The sequence below is a fragment of the Psychrobacter halodurans genome, assembly GCF_017498075.1.
In the GTDB taxonomy this organism is placed as follows: Bacteria; Pseudomonadota; Gammaproteobacteria; order Pseudomonadales; family Moraxellaceae; genus Psychrobacter; species Psychrobacter celer.
This window is the reverse complement of the sequence record NZ_JAGBKN010000005.1, coordinates 92,003-115,804: the sequence shown is the minus strand read 5'-3', so window position 1 is coordinate 115,804 and position 23,802 is coordinate 92,003. Positions and strand designations below refer to the sequence as shown.

Genomic DNA, 23,802 nt, shown 5'->3' with positions numbered 1-23,802 from the left:
CTTGTCTGATGGTGTGCCGCTCGTTGGTCGCCCAGCAACTTTGATGACTCTTAAATAATAAAAACCGCTTATAATAAATCCTCTCATAATAAAGGACGCAACGTGTCAGAACTAAAACGCATTTTGCAACAGATTACTGCGCTCAGTGATGTGCCCGATCCGGTGGTGCTCAAGCGCTTGATAAATGAGCTGCGCGTCAGTGATAGAGAGCCTGCCCTAGCCAATCAAAATATTCAATCACTAATCGACATCCTTCGTCAGCATCCAGAGTATGCAGATGGGCTGGCCAGCTTTGTGTTAAAGCTCATTATCGAGTATCGACAAATTGCGCTATACACCGACACAGGCATCATGTCGGATCAAGGGTTTTTTAACAGTCTGCGCCGGCTGATTGGGCATCGGTTTTTGCCTTTATTGCCGCAAGAAGACTCCGTAGTTGAACTGGTGGGTTATTTATTTAATAAGCGCTCTGATGAACGCTGGCTGGCCAACATCGAGCGCGACAAGTGGGATGCGCTGGTCGAGCTATTAAAAGTCAATGAGCAGCATCTGGACCTAGTCGCTACCGCCAAAAACAACATATTAAACGCCATTATTATCTTATCGTACCGCATTAGCGGCATTGGCTTGCACCCCGATCTGATGGAGTCGTATCCTCAGATACTCAACTACTCTGCGTCTTTTGTCGCCCAAAACCAAGAAGCCGTGCTGTTTGTCAATCAGTATCGCCAAGCCCACGAGTTAGATACGCTGACAGACATCACACCCGAAAAAGCTGTAGACCCAGCGCCCTTGCTGGTCATGCTTGAGCAGTGCGAAGGCATCGTCGCCACCGTACGTAAGCGCATTTATAAAACAGGTATCTCTATTCGTCTGACCAACATGATGCTGCGCCTTGATCAAAGCCTGCAGCGCATGCGCATCTTGACCGAGCTTGTGACCGATGATCATCAAAAGCGAGATCATGCGGTGATTGAGCTGGTGCAGACGCTGATTACCACGGCCAATCGCCGCTATAGTATTGGCTATTTGATTGACAATAATACTAAACTGCTATCGCGCAAAGTCACAGAAAACGCCAGCCGCGTTGGTGAGCACTATATCAGTACCGATAAAGCTGGCTATCAAAAAATGTTTAAAAAGGCCTCTATCGGCGGTTTTGTCATTGCCTTTATGGCTACCATCAAGATACTGGCCTATCAATTGGCCTTAGCGCCAATGGGACGCGCGTTTGTTAATAGTATGATTTATGGCTTGGGTTTTGTATTCATTCATGTCATTCGTGGTACAGTCGCTACCAAGCAGCCGGCCATGACTGCTGCGGCCATCGCTTCAACGATATCGGACGGCTCGGGCAAAAAATCACGGCAATTGACCAAGCTCTCAGAGCTGGTGGTCGACATTTTGCGCACGCAGTTTATCGCTATCATGGGTAACGTCATGCTGGCTATCCCAGTTGCTTTGATTATCTCGTTTGCATGGCTACAGTACACAGGCGCACCGATGATCGACACCACCAAGGCTGAGCACCTCCTGCACGACCTTGATCCTTTTCGCTCATTGGCTCTGCCTCATGCTGCCATCGCTGGGGTTTATTTATTCTTATCAGGTCTGATTGCAGGCTATTACGATAATTTGGCGGTTTATAACCATGTCGGCGCGCGTATCCAGCGTCATCGACTCTTGCGATACGTACTGCCCAAATCTTGGCTCCAGCGGCTGGGCGGCTTTGTCGAGGCCAACCTCGGCGCTATCATGGGCAACTTTTTGTTCGGTGTGTTTTTGGGCAGTACGGCTACCATCGGCTTTATATTTGGGCTACCGATTGATATCCGCCATATCGCCTTTGCCTCAGCCAACCTAGCGCATGGATTGTTTAATATCTCCGCCGACCAAATCAGCTGGAGCGTGATTTTATTGTCGATCCTAGGAGTGGCGCTAATCGGCATCGTCAACCTGATGGTCAGTTTTTCTCTGGCGCTGTTTGTCGCGCTACGCTCCAAAGAAGTACGTTTCTTTGAATGGGGCCGTTTGACCAAATTGGTGTTTGGTCACATTATCAGTCATCCTTCTGACTTTTTTTGGCCACGTGACAAGCCCATGAAATATGCGCGTATCGATAGTCAAGGACACATGATATTTGATGACACCTCGGCACAAAAAAGCGGTAAACCCCTCCCAAGTAACTATGTGGTACGCCGCCTATCCGATGTCAGAATACTGCCTGAGTCCAAACAGGCAGGGGCACAAAATGCGCAGACCAGCACCGACATATACTACGCCAATCAGCCAAAAGGCGATCATATACAGCCGCATGCACCGCCGAAAAAAGTCATCGACTTAGATGACGGCCTCGTCGATGAAGAGCTAAACAGTGTACCGTACGCCAATGATATTCAATACGGCAAAACCAACAATCTGTCAGCTGATAGTAGCGCGCAAAACCAGCGCCATCGTACTGACCAAAATAGTGCTGACCAAAGCATGAGCGCCCCTGATAGCAAGCCTGCAGGCGATGCCAAAACGCCACTGCCAAAACCCAAAAAACCACCAAAACTGCCCAGTTAATACGGGCACTTTGCTTATGTCGAACTGGGGTTTATATAGGGCGTGCCCTTATTTTAAAAATGGTGATAAAAATGAGATGAATGGCAGCCAAACATTGTGATTAGACATTTTGATCAAACATTGTCATCAAACAACGAACACAGCACAGAGAATATCGAGCTATTAGTCAGCTAATTGACAGCATTTGGCCAGAGTTAGCCATCTTTAACCCATTTAGATGATTATCTATTGAAGTAAGGGCGTTTGCTAATGGACGTTTTTAAAACGCATTAAACGTAAAGCATTAAGTGTAACCAGCACGGTTGCGCCAGTATCAGCCAATACCGCGATCCATAAACCCGTGATACCGAGTACCGTGGTGATTAGAAACACTGCTTTTAGGCCCAGCGCAAAAATTACGTTTTGATGAATATTGGATAAGGTTGCCCGCGACAATTCAATCAGATGAGCGACGTCGGTCACGCGACTTTTTAATAAGGCGACGTCAGCCGTTTCAATCGCGACGTCAGTACCACCGCCCATCGCGATACCGACATCGGCAGTCGCTAACGCTGGCGCATCATTGATACCATCACCAATCATCGCTATTTGGGTTTTAGTCTTCATCTCTTCTATCAAACGCAGCTTATCTTCGGGCAACAGCTCAGCTTGCCACTCTATATCTAGATGACTAGCAAGCGCTTGAGCAGTAAGGCGGTTGTCGCCCGTCAGCATCATGGAGCGAACCCCCATTGCATGAAGCTGTGCTACGCCTTCTTTGGCATCGTCCCGCAGCTCATCTCGTAGCGCGATTAGCCCGAGCACCTCACGGCTTTGCTCATCGAACAGCACCGACACCGTTTTTCCTTCATTTTGTAATGCTTCGATTTGGGCATTTTGTTTGGCGGTTATTGAGGTTTGGTCGGCGGCATATACAGGAGAGCCGATGGTTAAAGAGCGCCCAGCTACCGTTGCATGTACAGCTTTACCTGCAGTCGCGTGAGCCTTAGACGCTACTGGTATGGCAATATTGGCCGCTTTGGCGTGATCGATGATGGCTTTTGCAAGCGGATGGTTAGAGGCGGACTCAACACTGGCAAACAGCGCTAATATCGCATTTTTATCTTGAGCATCCATATACTGCTGGGCAAAAGTGACAACATCGGTCACGCGGGGTTTGCCTTCCGTTAACGTACCTGTCTTGTCAAAAGCAACCGTATTGACGCGACCAATGGTTTCTAACGCGCTCCCACCTTTGATCAGTAAGCCGCGGCGCGTACCAACAGCCAGACCCGAGGCGATAGCGGCCGGTGTGGATAGGACGAGGGCGCATGGACAGGCGATGAGCAATAGTGCCAAACCGCGATATAACCAAGTTGCCCACTCCCCGCCCATCACTAACGGCGGAATAATAATAACTAAAGCGGCAATCGCCATCACTGCTGGCGTGTAGTAGCGGCTAAACTTTTCGATAAAACGTGCAGTGGGCGCTTTGGAGGCTTGCGCCTGCTCCACTAGCTCAATGATTCGTGCAATGGTATTGTCAGCGGCTGTTTTTTCTACGCGTATGTGCAGCGCGCCCTCCATATTGATGGCACCTGCAAACACCTTGTCGCCTACTGTTTTGGCAACGGGGATAGACTCGCCGGTGATGGGCGACTCATCAAGGCTAGATGCGCCCTGAGTAATAATGCCGTCAGCAGACACCTTATCGCCCGGGCGTACCAGCACCAAGTCATCGATTTGTAGTGAAGACGCCGGTACATCGCGCTGCCCGCCTTGTGCGTCAAGTAAAATTGCAGTCTTTGGCACCAGTGCCGCCAAAGCCCTAATGCCAGCACGCGCGCGATCAGCAGCCACGCTCTCTAGTAGCTCGCCGACTGAGAATAAGAATACCACTGCTGCTGCCTCTTCAGGCTCACCAATAATAAGCGCACCAATTGCCGCAACCGACATCAGCATCTCAATCGAAAAAGGCGTGCCGGTCGACGCTAAGGCAAAGGCTTTACGAGCAAAAGGAGACACACCCACAATGACGGCAACAGCAAATGCCCACATGCCATAATCAGAAAAAACCACCGATAGCGCGTAAGCGGCGCTCATCAACACACCAAGACCAATGACTTGCTTGCCTTTGCGGCTTTGCCACCAACGTGGCTGCTCTGTAGCGGATGGACTCTCGCTACTTAGATCGGTTGATTGATCCGTTATGGCAAATATACCAAACCCGAGGCGCGTAATGGTTTTTTCGATGTCACTAAATTGCGTCTCTCCATCAGGCGCTAATGTTAGCGTTAACTTTTCGGTGGCAAAGTTAAGCTGTACATCAGAGACGTCAGGCATACGGGCGAGCGCCGTTTCAATTTTACCGACGCAACTGGCACAGTCCATACCTTCGATATGATATTGCATAATTATTTTTCCTAATGCGTTGTCCTCATAACTTGTACTGCTATAAGCATTTTTTAATAAATCTATTATGAACCCTATAGTGGCTTTAGAGTCAAGGCGCTTTATATCTGACGTCATAACATTGATTTATTAGCCATTGAACTTTATAGTTACTCTAATGTTTAATGCTCAAGAGGCAGCCATGCTGATTAAAATCGGAGAACTCGCTAAACGCACAGGCGCGACAGTAGAAACCATTCGTTACTATGAGAAGGAAGGATTACTGCCTGAGCATTCACGCAGTGCAGGCAATTATCGTTTATATAATGACACGCACATCGAGCGTCTACAGTTTATCCTGCACTGTCGTACGCTTGATATGACGTTGGATGAAGTACGGGTGTTATTGCAGTACTGGGATGAGCCTGACAGAGACTGCGGTAATGTAGATGCCTTATTAGATGAGCATATTGAGGCGGTAGAAGTTCGTATTAAAGAGTTGATGCAATTAAAACAGCATCTAATGGATTTGCGAAAAAAATGCCTATCTAGCGCACCCGCGGTATCCTGTGGAATATTAAATGCTCTTGCTGATAATTCTTGTCATCAGTAGAAGCATCAGCCGCATTGTTTAGACGCTACATTATAAATAATCAAAGGAATAATTTTGTCTGAATTAAAAACTGTCGGGCTTTTTGCCATTACTGCACTAGCAGAGATTGTAGGCTGCTACTTGCCATATTTATGGCTAAGAGAAGGGAAGTCAATATGGCTGCTTGTTCCTAGCGCCCCTAGTTTGACCGCCTTTGTTTGGCTGCTGACTTTACATCCAACCGCCGTTGGTAGGGTTTATGCGGCTTACGGTGGTATGTATGTAACGATTGCAATTCTATGGTTATGGGCTATCGATGGTGTCCAGCCAACAACGTGGGACATATTAGGCACATCAGTGGCACTACTAGGCATGGCTATTATCATGTTTGCACCGCGCACTACATAGTGCAATACCCCATTGGCGACAGCCATTGCTCTCTTCAAGCCTATTAACAGACGACCTAAAACGAAATTAGCTAGCTATCGTCCTCGTCACAAGCTTGGACAGTGTGCGCTTGAGGTAACAACCTTACCATCGCTCAAGCGATAAGCCAGTAAGTGATTGCCCCATACACAGCCACCGTCTAGCGCACGTGCATGTGGCAGATCAACTTCGGCTTTGAGCGCCGCCCAATGACCAAAGAGTATCTTACGCGTACGCGGTACTTGCCAGTCAAACCACGGTGCGAAGTCATCAGGCATCGGCTCTTGCAGCCCTGCACTAAAGTCAAACTCTAAGGTGCCATCTTGTTTGCACAGGCGCATACGTGTGAAGTAATTGGCAATCGCACGCAGCTTAGTATAGCCGCTTATCTGTGCATGCCACTTATCAGCTGTCTTACTATATAGGTTAGGCAATAGCGCATCAAGCTGCGGCAAACTGCTTTGCAGCGCCGCCTCTAACTGCCGCGCATAATCAGCCGCAGCCTCGATGCTCCAATGCGGCGGCACACCCGCATGCACCAATACCGTGTGCTCATCAGGATAAGCCAATACTGACTGATGACGCAGCCACTCTAGCAACTCATCACAATCTTCAGCAGCAAAAATCGGCGCAGTCTTGTCTTTATTTTTGAGCTTTGCCGCGCCGCGCCAGACCGCAATCAAGTTGATATCATGATTGCCTAGCACGGTCGCCGCTGCGCCCTGCTCACACAGCGACTTGACATGGCGCAGCGTGCTTAACGAATCCTCACCGCGCGCGACCAAGTCACCTGCAAACCACAGTTTGTCTTGAGTCGGGTCAAATGCTAACGTGTTTAGTAATTGACGATAAGCGGCATAACAACCTTGCAAATCGCCGATGACATACTGATGACGAAACCCCATAAACCCTCAATAAATCAATCTATAAAATCATAACCAACAAACAGTAGGCTTGCTATACAAGCAAATGCCGCGAATGATTGCTTAGCGCGACAAAGTCTTGGACACTCAGCGTCTCAGGTCTGGCTTGCGGGTCGATGGCACAGGCAGCAAAGTCCGTTTCGCTTAGCGTCGGCAACAAAGTCGAATTTTTAAAGATAGCACGCAATGTCTTACGGCGATGATTGAAAGTCTCACGAACGACGATAGCAAAATACTCTTCATCTTCTGCCACCACTGGCTTGTCGATATGCGGAGTCAAGCGAAAGACGGCGCTGGTGACTTTAGGTGGTGGATTAAACGCACCGCGTGGCACTGTGAGTAGATAGTCGGTATCACAGTGATACTGCATGATGACCGATAGACGGCCATAGGTCTTGCTACCGACATCCGCGGTGATACGCTCAACCACTTCTTTTTGTAGCATAAAATGCATGTCTTGAATGACATCTGCAAAGCTAAGCAGATGAAAAAGTATCGGTGTGGAGATATTATAAGGAAGGTTGCCCACCACCCGCAGCTTACCACGCTCAGCGCTATACAGCTCGCGATAATCAACGTGCATGGCATTGTCTTTGATGATAGTAAAGTTCGGATGGCTGTTGGCACCGATACGGATACGCAGGCTATCGGCCAAATCACGATCCAGCTCCACCACCGTCATCGCATCAACTTCTGCCAATAGCGGCTCAGTCAGCGCGCCCATTCCCGGTCCAATCTCAATCAAATTATCGTCGCGCTCTAAACGAATGCTATCGACAATTTGGCGAATAACGCTGGTATCATGCAAGAAGTTTTGACCGAAACGTTTGCGCGGCTGGTGTTTGGCAGTGCGTAGACTGGAAGCAAGGCTTTGAGCATCAAAAGTAGTTTTGGACATAAAAAGGTCTTAATAGATAAAAGATAAAGGGGTTATAACGCTATGGCAGCAATGTGCTGATTATATATCAATGAATTATAACACAGCTCATCAAGGCACTCGCAATACTGGGCGACAATGACTGATGCCTGATATCCACGCCCTAGAAGGACGTGGTTTTACGGCGTTAGATGATAATAGCACTGTCTTTTTGCGATGTTTTATTAGCAAACTACCTCTACCTTAGCACAACCGACACATTGCTTTTTTTTGTTCTTAAACCATTTGGTATATTCTTGGTTATATATGGTTTTCTAGTGAGAAATTGAACTTTTGGCTGTGGGCTAATGGTAGCAATGGTTTGGTTTATGGAGATAGTTCTAGTGTATTTGTGAGTGAACATATAGCTGATATTTCGAGATTATTTTTAATTTACCATACTTACAAAGCTCGTCCAGTTTTTAATGCAAACTCCCAATCTTTGCGATTGTTTTTTAAAGCCAGTTTCGCTGCCGCTTCAAAATTATAAGGGACTTTGATATGTTCAACTTTCCACTGTTTCCCTTGTTCTGTTTCAGTACCTTGTACAAGAGCATAGCTTGCATCAGGAGAGTAGTTTTGCATTTTGTGGACAACAGGCAAATCATCAGCATAGGCAGGGTAGCCCACACTCCCAGTATTGATTACAATTTGACCTGTCGATAACTTTACCATACGCGGGGTGTGAGTATGACCGCATATGATAATAGGCTTATCAATATCGTTAAGTATGCTCAAAATATCTGAATCGCTACGAACTATTGGCTGACCAGTTTCTACATTTTCTAACAGATATACCATGTCATCAGTTGGTGAGCCGTGGCATAGATAAACATCTCCATCTAATTCATAGTCGAAAGGCAAAGCCTTCATCCATTGAATAGCCTCATTGGGCAAGTCTTCTACAATAAACTGTAGAGTTGGGTTGTAAATACCCCATTATTAACACAACGTCATCGTAGCTTCATAAATCTGCCTATCTTGGTTGCCACGAATAGTAATAATATCTTTTTGATGTTTCATCAATAATTCATAAGTGGCTTTAGGCGCAATTGGACCATATAGAATATCCCCAAGGTTAACAATTTGATTAACATTTCTTTGTTTAATATCTCTTAGTACAGCTTCGAGAGCGAAAACATTACTGTGTATATCTGAAATGGCAGCTATAGTAATTGTCGGCTTAGCACCTTTGGAATACGACATTACAATTATTTCCTTTAAAAGGTTTTTTTAAAAATATTCAAGTATACCCCAAGGGAAGCAGCTAATTTAACCTTCACCCCTATTAACAGACCACTGAAAACAGACTGAATATAGTAGAACCACCTATATTAGATCTTGTTTGATATCAAATGACAGGTATATCAATGAGTAAGTGACTTCTCAGCCATCTCATTAGCCATATTTAATGCTTGATACAGACTGGTAGCACTGGCACCCCCACTCCCTGCTAGGTCTAACGCCGTGCCATGATCCACTGACGTGCGTATATAAGGCAGCCCCAAGGTAAGATTGACTGTATCGCCAAATCCATGTGATTTGAGCACTGGTAGGCCTTGATCGTGATACATGGCGATGACCGCATCGCAGTTTGCCAAGTGTCTGGGGGTAAACAGCGTATCAGCTGGCATCGCCTCAGAGATATTAACCCCTGCAGCGATAAACTCACGCAATACGGGATTGATAATCTCTATCTCCTCTACTCCCAAATGCCCGCCCTCACCTGCATGTGGGTTTAGACCGCAGACCAAAATTCGTGGATGCATCAGACCAAATTTTTCTTGCATATCATCGATGACGATTTGTACTGTTTGCCGCACATTATTAGTGGTGATGGCAGCAGGGATGTCCTTTAAGGCCAAATGCGTGGTGACGAGCGCCACTTTCATGGCTTGATTGGCAAGCATCATCACCACTTTATCGCAGCCACTTTGCTGCATAAAAAACTCAGTATGACCGCTGAACATGGTACCATCTGGCAGTCTGATATCGGCATCGATCAGTGCTGACTTTTGTAATGGTCCTGTGATAATGGCCGCAATGGCTTTGTAGGTAGCCAACTGATGGGCAATCTCTAATTGCTGGGCGACCATGGCTGAGTTGCGCGTATTAATTTGTCCACAAACGACGGATTGAGCACAAGGCGTATTTAACAAAATAAACGCATTGCCATCATGAGTACTCATATGCATCTGCTCTAAAAAGTTATCAGCTGCTATGCCTAAATCGACAGTTTGCCAGCGCGGACAGCTTCGTAGTACGCCCGCTGCCAGCAACATATCAGCACGCTTTTGTAGCGCGGTATGATCGGCAGTGACCCATATAGGACGCGCAAAGTCTTGTAGCTTACCCTCAGCTGCCAGCATCAGCACGATATCCATACCGATACCAGCAGGTTCACCGGTAGTGATTAATAGCGGCAATTTTTTTTGCATAGTGAAAGCCATCCTGTAGTGATATTAAAATTTTGATTTAATTATATTTTTATTAGAAAAACCAGATTTCCTCGTTAAGTTTAATCTTAAACATTCTCGCTCATCAAAGACGGTGTTTTTATAGATAATTACTTATAACGTCCGAAAAAAGGGCAGAATGTGTTAAACTTTCGCCTTTCATTGTAGCATTTACTAGCAAGCATTGAGACCACGTTTGGTACCTCGAGCATAACCGTGCGTCGCCTTTGTTTTGTTGCGTCGTTTTGCTGCACTATTACTAAAATGAAAACCTTACCACATACCCATCTATACCTTTTTTATAGCATATTTATACCGACTTTTGACACATTAGGCACTCATGGCAGACAACGACAAATCCGACGACTTACTCAATCAGACACCGCCGCATAATATCGATATCGAAAAGGCGCTACTGGCCTCTTTGATGAGTATTGAAGAGGCGTATGACAAGATTGCCGATATCGTCACCAAAGACGATTTTTATGCGGGTCGGCATCAATACATTTTTGATGCGATTGCCCATTTAGCTGCCGTTGGCGAGCCTTATGACACTGTGATGGTCCATGACTGGCTAGAGGCACAAAAACTCCTAAAAAGTGCCGGCGGCGACAGCTATTTGGCAGATATTTTGAGTCAAAGCCCAGCGACCCTATTTAACCTCACCGCCTATGCGCAGCGCGTACGTGAGCTCTCCACCTTACGCCAGCTGATTACCACTGGTAACGATATGCTGGCGCTGGCATATAATCCAAAAGACCAAACGGTCAGTGATATTTTAGACAATGTCGAAAGTAAGATATTTAGCATCAATGAGCAGCATAATAAACGCGCCGAGCAGCGTGGGCCTGTCGGTATTACCTCGGTGCTGACCAATGTCATCGACCAAATTCAAGAACTAAAATCCAACCCCGATGGCATGATTGGCTTACAAACACCCTTTGCAGAGTTAAACAATAAAACGCAAGGCCTGCAATCTGGCGACTTAATCATCGTCGCCGCCCGTCCATCTATGGGTAAAACGACCTTTGCCATGAACTTAGCAGAAGGTGTATTGTTTAATGAAGACCTGCCAGTGGTGGTGTTTTCTATGGAGATGCCCGCTGAGTCTATCGTCATGCGTCTGCTATCCTCTTGGGGGGCGATCAACCAAACGCACCTGCGCTCAGGCCAGATGAACGAAGACGAATGGGCGAAGATGATGAACGCCATTCAGCATCTACAATCAAAGCATCTGTACATCGATGACAGTACGGCGCTACCGCCCTCTGAGATGCGCTCACGCTGCCGGCGCATCGCCAAAAACCATGATGGCAAGCTAGGCGCTATCGTGGTCGATTATCTACAGCTGATGAAAGTCCCGAGCCTCGATGGCAACCGTGTGGGCGAAATCTCTGAGATCTCTCGTAGTCTAAAGGCGCTCGCACGTGAGCTTGAGTGTCCGGTCATCGCCTTATCACAGCTTAACCGTAGTCTGGAAAACCGCCCAAACAAACGCCCTATTATGTCGGATTTGCGCGAATCAGGGGCAATTGAGCAGGATGCCGATTTGATTATGTTCATCTATCGCGATGAGGTTTATAATGAAAACTCAGACCTCAAAGGCGTGGCCGAAATCATCATTGGTAAACAGCGTAACGGGCCCATTGGTACCGTACGTTTGGGCTTTGAAGGCCAGTTTACCCGCTTTATCAACCTAACGCCTGAGTACTATCAAGGTGTCAGTTTTGAAAATGATGAATAACCCCAAACGCTCACGATTGAACATTGAATAAAACCCAAACAAATCATCACGAACCGAACCCTAGCCAGTGCGGTATCAGCGCCATTGATATCGCATTGGCTTTATTACTTCACCCCCTTTTTATTCGATGTATTTGCTCATAAAACAAGTTGATTTATCAAATCACGTTGCCAATAAAGAAGCCCATTATGCGTACCATTACTATCAAACCAAAAGCCCTCACTCATAACTTATACCAAGTAAAAAAACTGGCCCCAAGTGCTAAAGTACTCGCCATGGTCAAGTCCAATGCCTATGGTCATGGCGTGGCTGCGGTACTGCCCGCCCTGCAGCAGGCTGATGGCATCGGCGTGGCTACTTTGGCAGAGGCTCTAGAGGCGCGGCAGTTGGGCTGGCATAAAACCATTGGACTCATTGAAGGCGCCTTTACCGCTGATGAATGGCAGACCGCCATTGCCCAAGATATCAGCTGCGTGATTCATCATGAGCCGCAGCTGATGTGGGCGCTAGACAACATCCCACCTGCCAGCAGTGCCACGCGCGTGGTTTGGCTAAAATACAATACCGGTATGAATCGCTTAGGATTTGATGCCAAAGGCGTTATCGATGCGGCGGCGCAGCTACATGCAGCCGGCTATCAGCTGATTTTGACCACCCATTTTGCCAATGCCGATGACAGCAGCCACCCGCTAAATGCGCTACAAATTCAGCGCTTTAACGACATGCTGCAAATCTTGAAAGAAACGGTCAGCCAAGAGGTAAAAGGCTCGTTGTGCAACTCAGCAGGTATCGTCAATTTTGCAGAACATCATCATGACTGGGTACGCCCTGGTATTATTTTATATGGCAGCTCACCGGTCGTCGATCAAAGTGCAGCTACGTTAGACTTGCAGCCTGCAATGGAGTTTTGCGCCCAAATCATCGCCTTGCAGACAGTCAGCGCTAATGATGCCATCGGCTATGGCAGCTTATGGTCAGCACCGCACGATACCAAAACCGCCCTCGTCAGTATCGGCTACGGTGACGGCTACCCTCGCGTCATCAGCACTGACGCCTATGTGACCGTCATCAATGCCGCAGATCAGCAGCGCTATCGCTGTGCCGTACTTGGACGCGTGGCCATGGATATGATCGTTATCGATGCCAGCGCGATGCCAGCAGACACCGCCTTAAACAGCAAAGTCATCTTATGGGGTGAGGCACCGCACGTCGATGAAGTCGCAAGCCACGCTGGGACGATCAGCTATGAGCTATTATGTCGCCTGAGCACGCGCCCAGCCCGTATAGCCGCTCACTAAATACCTAAACTTGAATCACTGACAGGTTTGGCATCCTGACTGGCAAAGGGTTTTATGTCATTAGCCAGTCTACGCACACAGATGGTATCGGGCGTCTATAGCAAGTAATACCACAACCATATAAAAGGGTGCTGACTTGAGAAAATTGGCCGTTTACATTGGGCCTAATTGCGCTATACTAAAAGTTTGTTGTCACCCCAGTGTGCGCGTTGAGCGCTGCTGCACAAGACTGATAACGTTTCACTGACTGCGATTGACTGCTAGGACTACTATGAGTTTGCGCCATTTTTTGACTTTATCTGATTTAACCCAACAAGAACTAGAAACCCTTATCAAACGCGCAAGCGAATTACGTAAGATGCAACATGCAGGCGAGGTCTATCAGCCTTTTGTTGGCCGTACGCTGGGCATGATTTTTGAAAAATCCTCTACCCGTACGCGTATCTCGTTTGAGACCGGTATGGGGCAATTTGGCGGTAGCGCCATCTTTTTATCACCCAATGATACCCAGCTGGGCCGCGGTGAGCCTTTAGAGGACTCAGCCCGCGTCATCTCAAGCATGGTCGATATCATTATGATTCGCACCTTTGGTCACGAAAAAGTCGAGACCTTTGCTGAGTACTCTAGTGTTCCGATTATCAATGCCCTTACCGATGAATTCCACCCTTGCCAATTGCTCGCCGACATGCAAACCTTCTATGAGCATCGTGGCAGTATCAAAAATAAAATCGTCACTTGGGTTGGCGATGGCAACAATATGTGCGCCTCCTACATGCAAGCGGCCAATCAATTTGGCTTTGAGCTGCGCGTGGCCGCGCCTTATGGCTTTGAGCCTGATACCGAGCTAATGAAACGCTTCTCGCATTGCGTGAGTTTGGTCGAGGATGTACAAGACGCAGCAAAAGACTCGCACCTTATCGTCACTGACGTGTGGGCCAGTATGGGTCAAGAGTCTGAGCAAAATACACGCGCGCGCCGTTTTGCACCCTATCAAGTGACGCCCTCATTGCTTGATAAAGCCGACCCTGACGTGGTGTTTATGCACTGCTTGCCTGCGCACCGCGGCGAAGAAATCTCTCACGACATGCTCGATGATCCACGCTCCGTGGTCTGGGACGAAGCCGAAAACCGCTTACATGCGCAAAAGGCCCTGATGGAGTTTTTGCTCAAGGATAAGATTAAACTATCGGTTTAGCTGATCGATAATCGAGTCGTTTAAAAGCCAATCTTTTTTTAAAACAGATAGCAAAAAAGGCAGATTACTTATAGTAGTCTGCCTTTTCTTAGTTCCAAGTTCTTAGTTTCAAGTTCTTAGTTTCAAGTTCTTAGTTTCAAGTTCTTAGTTTCAAGTTCTTAGTTTCAAGCGTTAAAAGTTTAACGATAAATAATGACGCTTATTAACGCGTTATCGTTTCAACTCCATTACTACTCGCCTTTAGCAAAACATCGGCTTGATTGGCGGCAAAGATACCATTACAGACCACGCCGACAATATTATTCAGCTCTTTTTCAAGCGCAATAGGATTGCTGACATCTAAATCATAAGTATCGAGAATGACATTGCCATAATCAGTGACAAAATCCTCACGGTAGACTGGCTCACCGCCCATTTGTGCTAGCTGACGCGCCACATAGGAGCGCGCTTGCGGCAAGACTTCGATCGGCACAGGAAACGACCGGCCTAGTATATCGACGCGTTTGCTCTCATCGACCATACAGACGAACTTATTAGACGCTGCAGCGACGATTTTTTCACGCGTCAGCGCCCCGCCGCCGCCTTTAATCAGTTGCAGATGAGCATTAACTTCATCAGCACCATCAATATAGACATCAAGCTGGCCTGCAAAGTTTAGATCGACAATCTCGATACCCAAAGCACGCAATTTGTCTTCTGTTACTTGTGAGCTGGCCACCGCGCCAGCAAGCTTGACCTGCGGCAATAGCTCAATCAGACAGTTCACCGTACTGCCCGTCCCTACGCCAAGTATCATGTCATCTTCGATATAACTTAGAGCAGCTTTGGCTGCGGCTTGCTTTTGTGCTTGCTGATCACTCATCATAAATCCTTGGCAGAACAAACGTTTCGTCTTAAAAAATTAAAAGTTAAGAAAGGTAAAATGCGCGGCTATTATAACCGATGACTTCGATATATGTCAGCGTAAAACCAATTCTAATAATGAGGTATTCCTGCCGTAATTGATAACCAATATAAATGACTTTTAAAGTCCAGAGACATGAGGCAACCAAACCACCAAAGCCAACAGCGTAGCTAGTAACACTGGGGGCGTGATAAGCAGCCCGATTTTCATATACTGCCCCCAGCTGATTTTATAATCTTTTTCTGCTAAGACATGCAGCCATAACAAGGTCGCAAGACTGCCAATGGGCGTAAACTTCGGCCCCAAATCATTGCCAATGACATTGGCATAAACCATCAGCTCGCGAGTGGCAGCCGGTACTTGCGCGCTATCGATAGCCAACGCACCTACCAAGGTCGATGGCATATTATTCATAATAGAAGCCACAATCGCTGAAAGAAACCCCGTCCCTACTGTCGCGATAATATTGCCCTGCTGCCCTAACCAGTTGAGTATTTGAGCACCATAAGCCGTCAGTCCTGCGTTACCCAAGCCATACACCACCAAGTACATACCGATTGAAAACAAGACGATTTGCCAAGGCGCGTTGCGTACGACATCAGGCACCGAAACAACGGCATCTCGCCCGCCTTGCCACCAGCGCCCAGCGATGGCCATTAATACCAATGCCGCTGCTCCAGTGACCAAGGAAATAGGCACACCTAGTGACTCGGTGGCAAAATACGCAACCAACAACAATGCTAATAGCGGAAAAGCGGCTTTAAACACCAGCGGATCTTCGATAGCAGACTCTGGTGCGCTAAGATTGTCAATAGAATAGTGTTTTGGGATTTGGCGGGCGTAGACCATCCATAGCACTGCTAATGTCGCGATGACAGAGACGATGTTGACGGGCACCATAACCGCCGCATAACGCCCAAAGCCGATATCAAAATAATTGGCGCTGACGATATTGACCAGATTAGAAGTCACTAACGGCAAACTTGCAGTATCAGCGATAAAGCCCGTGGCGATGATAAAAGCCAATGCCGATGGCGGCGAAAACTTAAGCCGTAGCAAGATGGCGATGACGATCGGTGTCAGGAGTAATGCAGCGCCATCATTGGCAAAAAACGCGGAGATAAACGCGCCCAGTATAACAATCATGGGAAATAACAAGCGCCCTTGCCCATTGCCAAGTCTCGCCACATGGAGCGCCGCCCAACCAAAAAACCCTGCCTTATCCAAGATAAGCGAGATAATAATCAGTGCCACAAAGGTAAAGGTCGCATCCCAAACGATATCCCATACCACAGCGACATCGGACAATTGCACCACGCCAAAAGCCAAAGCGATCAAGGCCCCGCCCAGCGCGCTCCAACCAATGCCCAAACCTTTAGGCTGCCATATCACTAAAACCAAAGTCACGATAAAGATAATGAATGCGAGCATGGAGCAACCTTATTTAATCTGGCTTTGTTAACCGTATTGGTTTAACCGATTGAATTTATAACAGCCTAAATCGACTTTTGATTGACACGCTGTGATAGCTCTTCGGCACTTTCCACCCGCTCAGAGTATCTATCGGTCAGATAGGCTGAACGTCCACGAGTCAACCACGTAAACTTCACGAGCTCCTCACAGACATCGACAAGGCGCAGATATAAAGGCGACATATCCATGCGATTGTCATCGTTAAATTCTAAAAACGCCTTAGGAATCGAGGATTGATTGGGGATAGTAATCATCCGCATCCAGCGCCCCAGAATACGCAGCTGATTGACAGTATTAAAGCTTTGACTGCCACCACTGACTTGCATTACTGCTAAGGTTTTGCCTTGGGTTGGGCGTACGCCGCCCAGTGCAAGCGGAATCCAATCGATTTGTGCTTTCATAATGCTGGTGATGCTGCCGTGACGTTCTGGACTCACCCACAGCATGCCTTCTGACCACTGCGCCAGCTCGCGCAGCTCTTGAACCTTTGGATGATCGCTATCAGCATCATCTGGCAGCGGCAACCCTGATGGATTAAACATCCGCACCTCGCAGCCGTACCAACGTAGTAGTCGGCTCGCTTCCTCAGCCGCTAGCCGAGAAAATGAGCGCTCACGTAACGACCCATATAACACCAGTATCTTAGGCGGATGACGTGGGTCAGTTGGCGCAACCAATGACTCAATATCGATCGGTTGTAGTTGACTGGCATCAATATTGGGCAGGTCATCTAACTTTAATGAACCCTCTGCTTGAGGTTGATTTTTATTGGCTGTTGTCATGATAAATCGTCTCGCCGTCTTCTTTTGTAAAGCTGCTCACTGGGTTTTCTAACAATTCAAACACCCGCTCTGATGGTCGGCATAAGGCTGCGCCCTTATCCGTGACCACGATAGGACGATTGATTAAGATAGGATGGGCCATCATTGCATCGACAATATGGTCATCAGACAACTCAGGATTGTCTAAGCTCAGCTCATCATTGATGGCTTCTTTGCTGCGTAACAGCTCTCTTGGCAAGATATTCATCTTTGCCAATAGCGCAACCAGCTCGTCACGGCTCGGCGGGTTTTTTAGATACTCCACCACTTCTGGCTGCTCACCTGATGCCTTTATGATGGCAAGCGTATTGCGAGAGGTACCGCAGTTTGGATTATGAAAAATTAATGGTTTCATAGCGATATCACCTATTTTTTGAATCTAGTTATTAGGGTGTGCTTTACAGACTGTCTTTTTTATCAGATTTGGCAGTCTCACAGCCACTTAAGCTGTCTATGAGCGAAGCACACAATTCTGGATGTCCTGCGCAGCAGTCTTGCAACAAAAACTGCACGACCGCCTCCATATGCGACAACGAGGCGCGATAGATTATCTGCCGACTTTGGCGTTTTGACACCACCCACCCTGCTCGTGCCAGCACGGCTAAATGCGCGGACATGGTGTTATGCGGCACAGATAGCTGACGGGCTATTTCACCTGCAGGCAGGCCGTCAGGCTCTTGACTGACCAGTAGTTTAAAGGCTTTTAGACGCGTGTCTTGAGAGAGCGCAGCGAAGCTTGTAATAGCATTAGTTATTTCCATATGTCCAATAATACAGACATATAAAAATAATGCAATACTTATGAATTCATTATCTTATAAGAAGACTGTTTTTTACTCAAAAACCATCAAGACAGTAAAACCGCTATAAAAACTGCAATTGTGTCTTGCAAGATAGGTAAAATCAGCATAGGCTAATCTATTTCGTTTTTATTGTTATCTATACTTTTTATCGACAATTTTTAGGGGTCATTATGCTATCACATTGGGTACGTGCCATCTTGCAAGCCACCGTCTATGACGTTGCTATTCAAACGCCACTAGAAGCAGCTCCCAAGCTGACCCAACGTTTTGCTAATGACATTCGTTTTAAACGCGAAGACCTGCAACCGGTCAAATCCTTTAAATTGCGCGGCGCTTACAATCGCATTAGCCAGCTATCTGATGAGCAAAAAGCACGCGGCGTCATTTGTGCCTCAGCAGGCAACCATGCGCAAGGTGTTGCTTACTCTGCGAGAACACTTAATCTTAACAACATCATCGTCATGCCCACCACTACGCCAGACATTAAAGTCGATGCGGTGAGAGCACTTGGGGGCAATGTCGACTTGCATGGCGACAGCTTCGATGAGGCCAACCGCTACGCGATCAATCGCGCCGAGACTGAAGGCCTGACCTTTATCCCGCCTTATGATGATGAGCTGGTGATCGCGGGACAAGGCACCATCGGGCTTGAGCTCACCCAGCAGTGGCGCAACATGGATTATGTGTTTGTCGCCGTTGGCGGTGGCGGACTCATCTCAGGAGTCGCCGCGTTTTTGGGAGAGGTCGCACCGCACGTTAAAGTCATCGCTGTAGAAGCGGAACAATCGGCATCACTCAAAGCTGCTTTAGAAGCCAATGAGCGTGTTAAGCTTGAGCAAGTCGGTCTGTTTGTCGATGGCGTAGCGGTGGCGCAAATCGGTGAGCTGCCCTTTGATGTGGTACGCACACAAAAAAGCGATGGCTCCGGGCCTATCGTCGAGCCAGAAGTCGTGACTTGTACTAACGATGAAGTCTGCGCAGCGGTCAAAGATATCTTTGAAGAAAACCGTAGTATCGTTGAGCCCGCGGGTGCCCTGTCGGTCGCTGGTATGAAAAAATACATCAAAGCGCATGATTTACAAGGCAAAAACTGCGTCGGCATCATCTGCGGTGCCAACATGAACTTTGACCGCCTGCGTTATATCGCTGAGCGCACCGAAATCGGCGAGAAAAAAGAAGCCATCTTTGGTGTGACCATTCCTGAGCAAACGGGCGCTTTCTTAAACTTCTGCCGTAGCCTACATGGACGTAACATTACCGAGTTTAACTACCGCGCCGATAGTCAAAAATCGCCAGACTCGATGGAGCCTGCTTCAATCTTCGTCGGTATCGCGCTAAAAGAAGGCGAAAAAGAGCGACACACCATCAGCAAACAGCTGGCAGATGATGGCTATACCGCTCACGATTTGACCGACGATGACATCGCTAAATCGCACATCCGCCACCTCATCGGTGGCCATGCCCATGTCGAAAACGAACAACTACTAAAAGTGGTCTTTCCAGAGCGTCCTGGCGCATTGCTGACTTTCTTAGAAAAGCTTGGCGATGATTTTAATATCACCTTGTTCCATTATCGCAATCATGGCGCGGCTGAGGGGCGTGTGTTGGTCGGCCTACAAGCCTCGATGAGTAACTCGCGTCAACTGCAAGACGCCCTGCTAGATATCGGCTACGAGTGCACTATGATTAATGATAATATCGCCTATCAGTTGTTTTTAAAATAAGCAAGATGTGTCAATCACCATTGCCCACCTAGCTTAGTTTACACAGCTTAGACGATCGATAGTTTTTGGCACAGTATAACTCTCAACGGCTTGTCTTTATTAAGGCAAGCCGTTTTTTATCCTGTACTGTGCTATGATCTGCTGATGGTATCCTTTATTAGCGTGACCAATTAGGGCGTTATCAATAGCACCCTCAGGCTAAGTTGCTCTTTTAATTTATAAAAAAAGCACCATTTATGATCATAGTTTATTGATATCTATGAGGTTTTGATGAGTAAACACAATAAAAACCATAATCAACCAAGTCATAGCCAGTCAGGTATAGCACGCATGCGTATCGATAAATGGCTGTGGGCAGCACGGTTTTATCGGACACGCACGCTCGCCAAAGAAGCGATTGAGAGCGGGCGTGTGCATTATGCTGGCAGCCGCGTAAAGACCAGTAAAGAGATTGCCGTTGGTGACGAGTTGCAGATTCGTCAAGGCTCCGCCACTGCCATGACCGAAAAAACCGTCATCGTCGAGGCGCTAAGTGCCCAGCGCGGTAATGCCTCGACAGCACAGATGCTATATTCAGAGACCGAGGAGAGCGAAAAACGCCGAGCATACTATGCCGAGCAGCGTAAGCTTGCCAACCTTGCCCGTCCTGACAATAAACCCAACAAAAAAGAGCGTCGTGATTTGCAGCGCTTTAAAAACAAACAACACTCATGATCGAAACCCGAAACATCAAGGACTACCTACTTTAGGTATTCTTGGTAAATGTACTGTGAATATCACAGATGTCACCGTGCTCTTCGCCCTTGCCATTTCATGTATTAACCGTTAGGCTAGGGACTATTTTAATCACTGACATGCTAATAAGCCGCATCCCCTATGCTGGTCTTAATGGCATGTTTTTTTGTTATAAAAGGTCATAGTATGCTGATAAAAGCCTGTACCCCATCCTCTGTGTTATTGGTTTGCTTGGGAAATATCTGTCGATCGCCCACGGCCGAAGAGATTTTTCGGCAGCAAGCAGCGATTGCCGGCCTGTCCCTAAAGGTAGACTCAGCAGGCACAGGCGACTGGCATATCGGTCATGCGCCAGATGAACGCTCGCAGCGCCATGCCAAATCTCACGGCTATAACATCAGCAAACTGGTGGCTCGCCAAGTCAGCGCTGACGACTTTCGTCAGTTTGACTTGATACTGGCCATGGATAGCCAAAACCTGGCGGATTTGCAAGCCATCAAAGATAGCCTGACAGACCCTGTAGACACTCTAGCCAAGCTGGCTTTGTTTAGTGAAGAAGACCCCACTTACGGCGGCGATGATGTACCAGATCCTTATCATGGCGACGCTGAGGACTTTGAGGAAGTCATAAAACGCATTGAATCAAGTGCACAAGCTTGGATTGAAAGCTGGAAAACATGCTAGCGATAAGGTCCATATTTTTGCTACTTTTATGAGTGGTATCCTTTATAATAAACCCCGTACTAAATAAACCCCGTATTATTTGTTCTTTATCTGCCATATAGGCTACGTTATGACCTTAGTTTCACAGCGAGATGCTCACTTAGCGACTCAGACTCACTCGCCAGCAGATGCCCTACTGCGTCATGCCGTCGATTTGTCTCATCATAACACCATGGCCTTAGCCTGTAGCGCTGATACAGTCATCACCTTGCATGACGAAGCGCAGATTGACGCATTGATGGTAGATAAAACAGCGGCCATTAAAGAGCGCCCTCTCTTAATCCTCTCAGGTGGCAGTAATGTATTACTGCCTGCCAAGCTAGATGCCGTTGTCTTGCAGCCCATGATGCGCGGTATCAACGTGGTCGCGCAAACAGACAGTTATATCGATATTGAGGTCATGGCAGGCGAGAACTGGCATGACCTGGTGACTTATACCGTTCATCAAGGCTGGTACGGTCTTGAAAACCTAGCCTTGATTCCTGGTCTAACAGGGGCGGCTCCTGTACAAAACATCGGTGCTTACGGCGTACAGCTCGAAGACCATTTGTTATATGTTCGCGCCTATCATCTGCCTACTCAAACATGGCAGCAGCTATCAGCGGCACAGTGTCAATTTGGCTATCGCGACAGCATCTTTAAGCGCACGCCCAATACTTGGCTCATCAGCCGGGTGGCCTTTCGCTTGCATCTTCATGAAGCCCAAGTAAAGGTCAACTATGGCGATGTACAGACAGTAGCGCAGCGTTATGCCGATGCGCAAGGGTATCAGCACCTCACCCCAGCGCATGTGATGCAAGCGATCATCGATATTCGCCAACAAAAACTGCCCGACCCAAAGCAGCTACCCAACTGTGGCAGTTTTTTTCAAAACCCTATTATTCCTCAAGCGCAGTTTACAGCACTGCAAACCACCTATCCTGACATTGTCGGCTACCCCATGCCAGATGCGATGATAAAAGTTGCGGCTGGCTGGTTAATCGATCAAGCAGGACTCAAAGGTGGCGGCATTGCACCCATCATGACGCATCAGCAGCAAGCCCTTGTGTTGACCAACCACCAGCCTTATCAGGCGACGCAAAATGATGTGGCCACCGCGCAGCACCATATTGCCCAAGTGGTATACGAAAAATTTGCCATACGTTTATCACGTGAGCCAGTATGGATAAACGCTGATGGCTCGATTGGGTACGATGAGCATGCGGCCTAAACCATCATGGTCGATACGCTTATGGCGGCATTATCTGCGCATGGCTGAGCGCTTTCTAAAGCTGCTTCGTATTATTAATATCACTTTTTTATTGGGCACCACGTCCATCATTTTGCTACTAATTAGCTTATTTACCCCTTTGTTTTCTCAAGCCGTTGTCTATATCCTCTCCTTATTACCGCTACCAAACGTGCCATCAGCTGCCATGAGCTCACCGCCGACCGCTTATGTGGTGTTGGGAGGCGGCTTGACCAATGATCATAACAATCAAATCATTCTCAACAGCTACAGTCTTAACCGCGCCCGCACGGCTGCGACGGCCTATCATGACTTACCCTTACCTATTGTGTTAAGCGGGGCAGAAGCGCCTTGGCTTGGTCAATGGCTCATCGAGCATGGTATTGATGGTCTGATCAGTGAAAATGCCAGCATGAACACCTGCGAAAACGCGCGCTTTACCGCCAAGCGTATCCCGCTGCATCACGTGTATCTGATTACCGATAGCTATCATATGGCGCGTGCGCGCAGACAATTTGCCCTAAATGGTATCAACAGCACCCCACTGATCGCCCCTTTGCCGGTAAGACGCGACTGGCACAAACCTGCGCAGAATTTAACGCACTCACGGCGTGCAGTGTATGAAGTAGCCGCCTACTTGCGCGATGTGATAAGGCCTCAAATGGATTGTCGCCACGCCAATGATGTAAGCGAGCAGCAACTACTGACGCCTAGAGGCAATGTGGCCAAGACAACGCCCAAAGCAGAACAAACCATAGAAAACCAAACCATAGAAGAAGAATAGCATTCATATGGTTACGGCCATGCGTTTACAGTCAATACGATATAAAAACGATATCACGTTTCATTGGATGACTTGATAGCGATGTCTCCAAGCTCTAAGCAACCAATCTCCGAGTATTT

At 47.5% G+C, this 23,802-nt stretch carries 22 protein-coding genes; 11 read left to right on the top strand and 11 right to left on the bottom strand.

Annotation, left to right across the window (positions count from 1 at the left end; translation table 11 throughout):
• The first annotated feature begins 102 nt into the window (after window positions 1–102).
• Entirely contained in the window at window positions 103–2,568 is a 2,466-nt protein-coding gene (locus tag J3491_RS03845) for a site-specific recombinase (protein WP_207969276.1), read from the top strand.
• A gap of 246 nt (window positions 2,569–2,814) precedes the next feature.
• On the opposite strand, the gene J3491_RS03840 is transcribed toward J3491_RS03845, so the two are convergent.
• Window positions 2,815–4,959 carry a heavy metal translocating P-type ATPase gene (locus J3491_RS03840; protein WP_207969275.1) on the bottom strand — a complete coding sequence of 715 codons (2,145 nt, stop codon included), beginning with the start codon at window positions 4,957–4,959 and terminating at the stop codon, window positions 2,815–2,817.
• Between the two features lie 181 nt (window positions 4,960–5,140).
• On the opposite strand from J3491_RS03840, the gene cadR reads away from it, so the two are divergent.
• Complete coding sequence (cadR, locus tag J3491_RS03835) at window positions 5,141–5,551, top strand: Cd(II)/Pb(II)-responsive transcriptional regulator (RefSeq protein ID WP_243456097.1); 411 nt, start codon at window positions 5,141–5,143, stop codon at window positions 5,549–5,551.
• A gap of 54 nt (window positions 5,552–5,605) precedes the next feature.
• Complete coding sequence (locus tag J3491_RS03830; RefSeq protein WP_207969274.1) at window positions 5,606–5,938, top strand: YnfA family protein; 333 nt, start codon at window positions 5,606–5,608, stop codon at window positions 5,936–5,938.
• Window positions 5,939–6,024: 86 nt separating this feature from the next.
• Here the strand turns inward: J3491_RS03830 and J3491_RS03825 are convergent, their stop codons facing one another.
• The 5 genes from J3491_RS03825 to pdxA all read right to left on the bottom strand — a co-directional run bounded on the left by J3491_RS03825 (window position 6,025) and on the right by pdxA (window position 10,233).
• Window positions 6,025–6,861 carry a symmetrical bis(5'-nucleosyl)-tetraphosphatase gene (locus J3491_RS03825; RefSeq protein ID WP_207969273.1) on the bottom strand — a complete coding sequence of 279 codons (837 nt, stop codon included), beginning with the start codon at window positions 6,859–6,861 and terminating at the stop codon, window positions 6,025–6,027.
• Between the two features lie 52 nt (window positions 6,862–6,913).
• Entirely contained in the window at window positions 6,914–7,777 is an 864-nt protein-coding gene (gene rsmA / locus J3491_RS03820) for a 16S rRNA (adenine(1518)-N(6)/adenine(1519)-N(6))-dimethyltransferase RsmA (RefSeq protein WP_207969272.1), read from the bottom strand.
• Window positions 7,778–8,197: 420 nt separating this feature from the next.
• A complete protein-coding gene (locus J3491_RS11980; RefSeq protein WP_243456095.1) occupies window positions 8,198–8,668 on the bottom strand; it encodes a metallophosphoesterase family protein in 471 nt (156 codons plus the stop codon).
• Window positions 8,669–8,737: 69 nt separating this feature from the next.
• Window positions 8,738–9,001: a metallophosphoesterase family protein gene (locus J3491_RS11975; RefSeq protein WP_243456093.1), complete on the bottom strand. Its 264-nt coding sequence runs from the start codon at window positions 8,999–9,001 to the stop codon at window positions 8,738–8,740.
• A 161-nt stretch (window positions 9,002–9,162) separates the two neighbouring features.
• Window positions 9,163–10,233: a 4-hydroxythreonine-4-phosphate dehydrogenase PdxA gene (gene pdxA / locus J3491_RS03810; protein ID WP_207969271.1), complete on the bottom strand. Its 1,071-nt coding sequence runs from the start codon at window positions 10,231–10,233 to the stop codon at window positions 9,163–9,165.
• Window positions 10,234–10,591: 358 nt separating this feature from the next.
• Between pdxA and dnaB the strand changes: the two genes are divergently transcribed.
• The 3 genes from dnaB (at window position 10,592) to argF (ending at window position 14,488) form a co-directional block, all read left to right on the top strand.
• Window positions 10,592–11,995, top strand: coding sequence for a replicative DNA helicase (gene dnaB / locus J3491_RS03805; RefSeq protein WP_075100921.1), 1,404 nt, complete (start codon window positions 10,592–10,594; stop codon window positions 11,993–11,995).
• Between the two features lie 188 nt (window positions 11,996–12,183).
• The gene (gene alr, locus J3491_RS03800) at window positions 12,184–13,293 is read left to right on the top strand and encodes an alanine racemase (RefSeq protein ID WP_207969270.1); all 1,110 of its coding nucleotides are present in this window, start codon (window positions 12,184–12,186) and stop codon (window positions 13,291–13,293) included.
• Between the two features lie 271 nt (window positions 13,294–13,564).
• The gene (gene argF / locus J3491_RS03795) at window positions 13,565–14,488 is read left to right on the top strand and encodes an ornithine carbamoyltransferase (RefSeq protein WP_100749686.1); all 924 of its coding nucleotides are present in this window, start codon (window positions 13,565–13,567) and stop codon (window positions 14,486–14,488) included.
• A gap of 202 nt (window positions 14,489–14,690) precedes the next feature.
• Here the strand turns inward: argF and rpiA are convergent, their stop codons facing one another.
• The 5 genes from rpiA to J3491_RS03770 form a co-directional block, all read right to left on the bottom strand.
• Window positions 14,691–15,350 carry a ribose-5-phosphate isomerase RpiA gene (rpiA, locus tag J3491_RS03790; RefSeq protein ID WP_075100924.1) on the bottom strand — a complete coding sequence of 220 codons (660 nt, stop codon included), beginning with the start codon at window positions 15,348–15,350 and terminating at the stop codon, window positions 14,691–14,693.
• 162 nt (window positions 15,351–15,512) lie between these two features.
• A complete protein-coding gene (locus J3491_RS03785; protein ID WP_207969269.1) occupies window positions 15,513–16,823 on the bottom strand; it encodes an arsenic transporter in 1,311 nt (436 codons plus the stop codon).
• Between the two features lie 65 nt (window positions 16,824–16,888).
• Window positions 16,889–17,647: an arsenical resistance protein ArsH gene (gene arsH, locus J3491_RS03780; protein ID WP_207969268.1), complete on the bottom strand. Its 759-nt coding sequence runs from the start codon at window positions 17,645–17,647 to the stop codon at window positions 16,889–16,891.
• Window positions 17,631–18,041, bottom strand: a complete 411-nt coding sequence (gene arsC, locus J3491_RS03775) for an arsenate reductase (glutaredoxin) (RefSeq protein WP_207969267.1) — start codon at window positions 18,039–18,041, stop codon at window positions 17,631–17,633. The genes arsH and arsC overlap by 17 nt, the downstream gene beginning before the upstream one ends.
• Before the next feature lie 43 nt (window positions 18,042–18,084).
• The gene (locus J3491_RS03770; protein ID WP_075100928.1) at window positions 18,085–18,447 is read right to left on the bottom strand and encodes an ArsR/SmtB family transcription factor; all 363 of its coding nucleotides are present in this window, start codon (window positions 18,445–18,447) and stop codon (window positions 18,085–18,087) included.
• A gap of 212 nt (window positions 18,448–18,659) precedes the next feature.
• Between J3491_RS03770 and ilvA the strand changes: the two genes are divergently transcribed.
• The 5 genes from ilvA to J3491_RS03745 all read left to right on the top strand — a co-directional run bounded on the left by ilvA (window position 18,660) and on the right by J3491_RS03745 (window position 23,683).
• Complete coding sequence (ilvA, locus tag J3491_RS03765; protein ID WP_207969266.1) at window positions 18,660–20,213, top strand: threonine ammonia-lyase, biosynthetic; 1,554 nt, start codon at window positions 18,660–18,662, stop codon at window positions 20,211–20,213.
• Between the two features lie 270 nt (window positions 20,214–20,483).
• Complete coding sequence (locus J3491_RS03760; protein WP_075100930.1) at window positions 20,484–20,927, top strand: RNA-binding S4 domain-containing protein; 444 nt, start codon at window positions 20,484–20,486, stop codon at window positions 20,925–20,927.
• 207 nt (window positions 20,928–21,134) lie between these two features.
• Complete coding sequence (locus J3491_RS03755) at window positions 21,135–21,632, top strand: low molecular weight protein-tyrosine-phosphatase (RefSeq protein ID WP_207969265.1); 498 nt, start codon at window positions 21,135–21,137, stop codon at window positions 21,630–21,632.
• Between the two features lie 109 nt (window positions 21,633–21,741).
• Window positions 21,742–22,881, top strand: coding sequence for a UDP-N-acetylmuramate dehydrogenase (gene murB / locus J3491_RS03750; protein ID WP_207969264.1), 1,140 nt, complete (start codon window positions 21,742–21,744; stop codon window positions 22,879–22,881).
• A complete protein-coding gene (locus tag J3491_RS03745) occupies window positions 22,871–23,683 on the top strand; it encodes a YdcF family protein (protein ID WP_207969263.1) in 813 nt (270 codons plus the stop codon). The genes murB and J3491_RS03745 overlap by 11 nt, the downstream gene beginning before the upstream one ends.
• The last annotated feature ends 119 nt before the right edge of the window (window positions 23,684–23,802 follow it).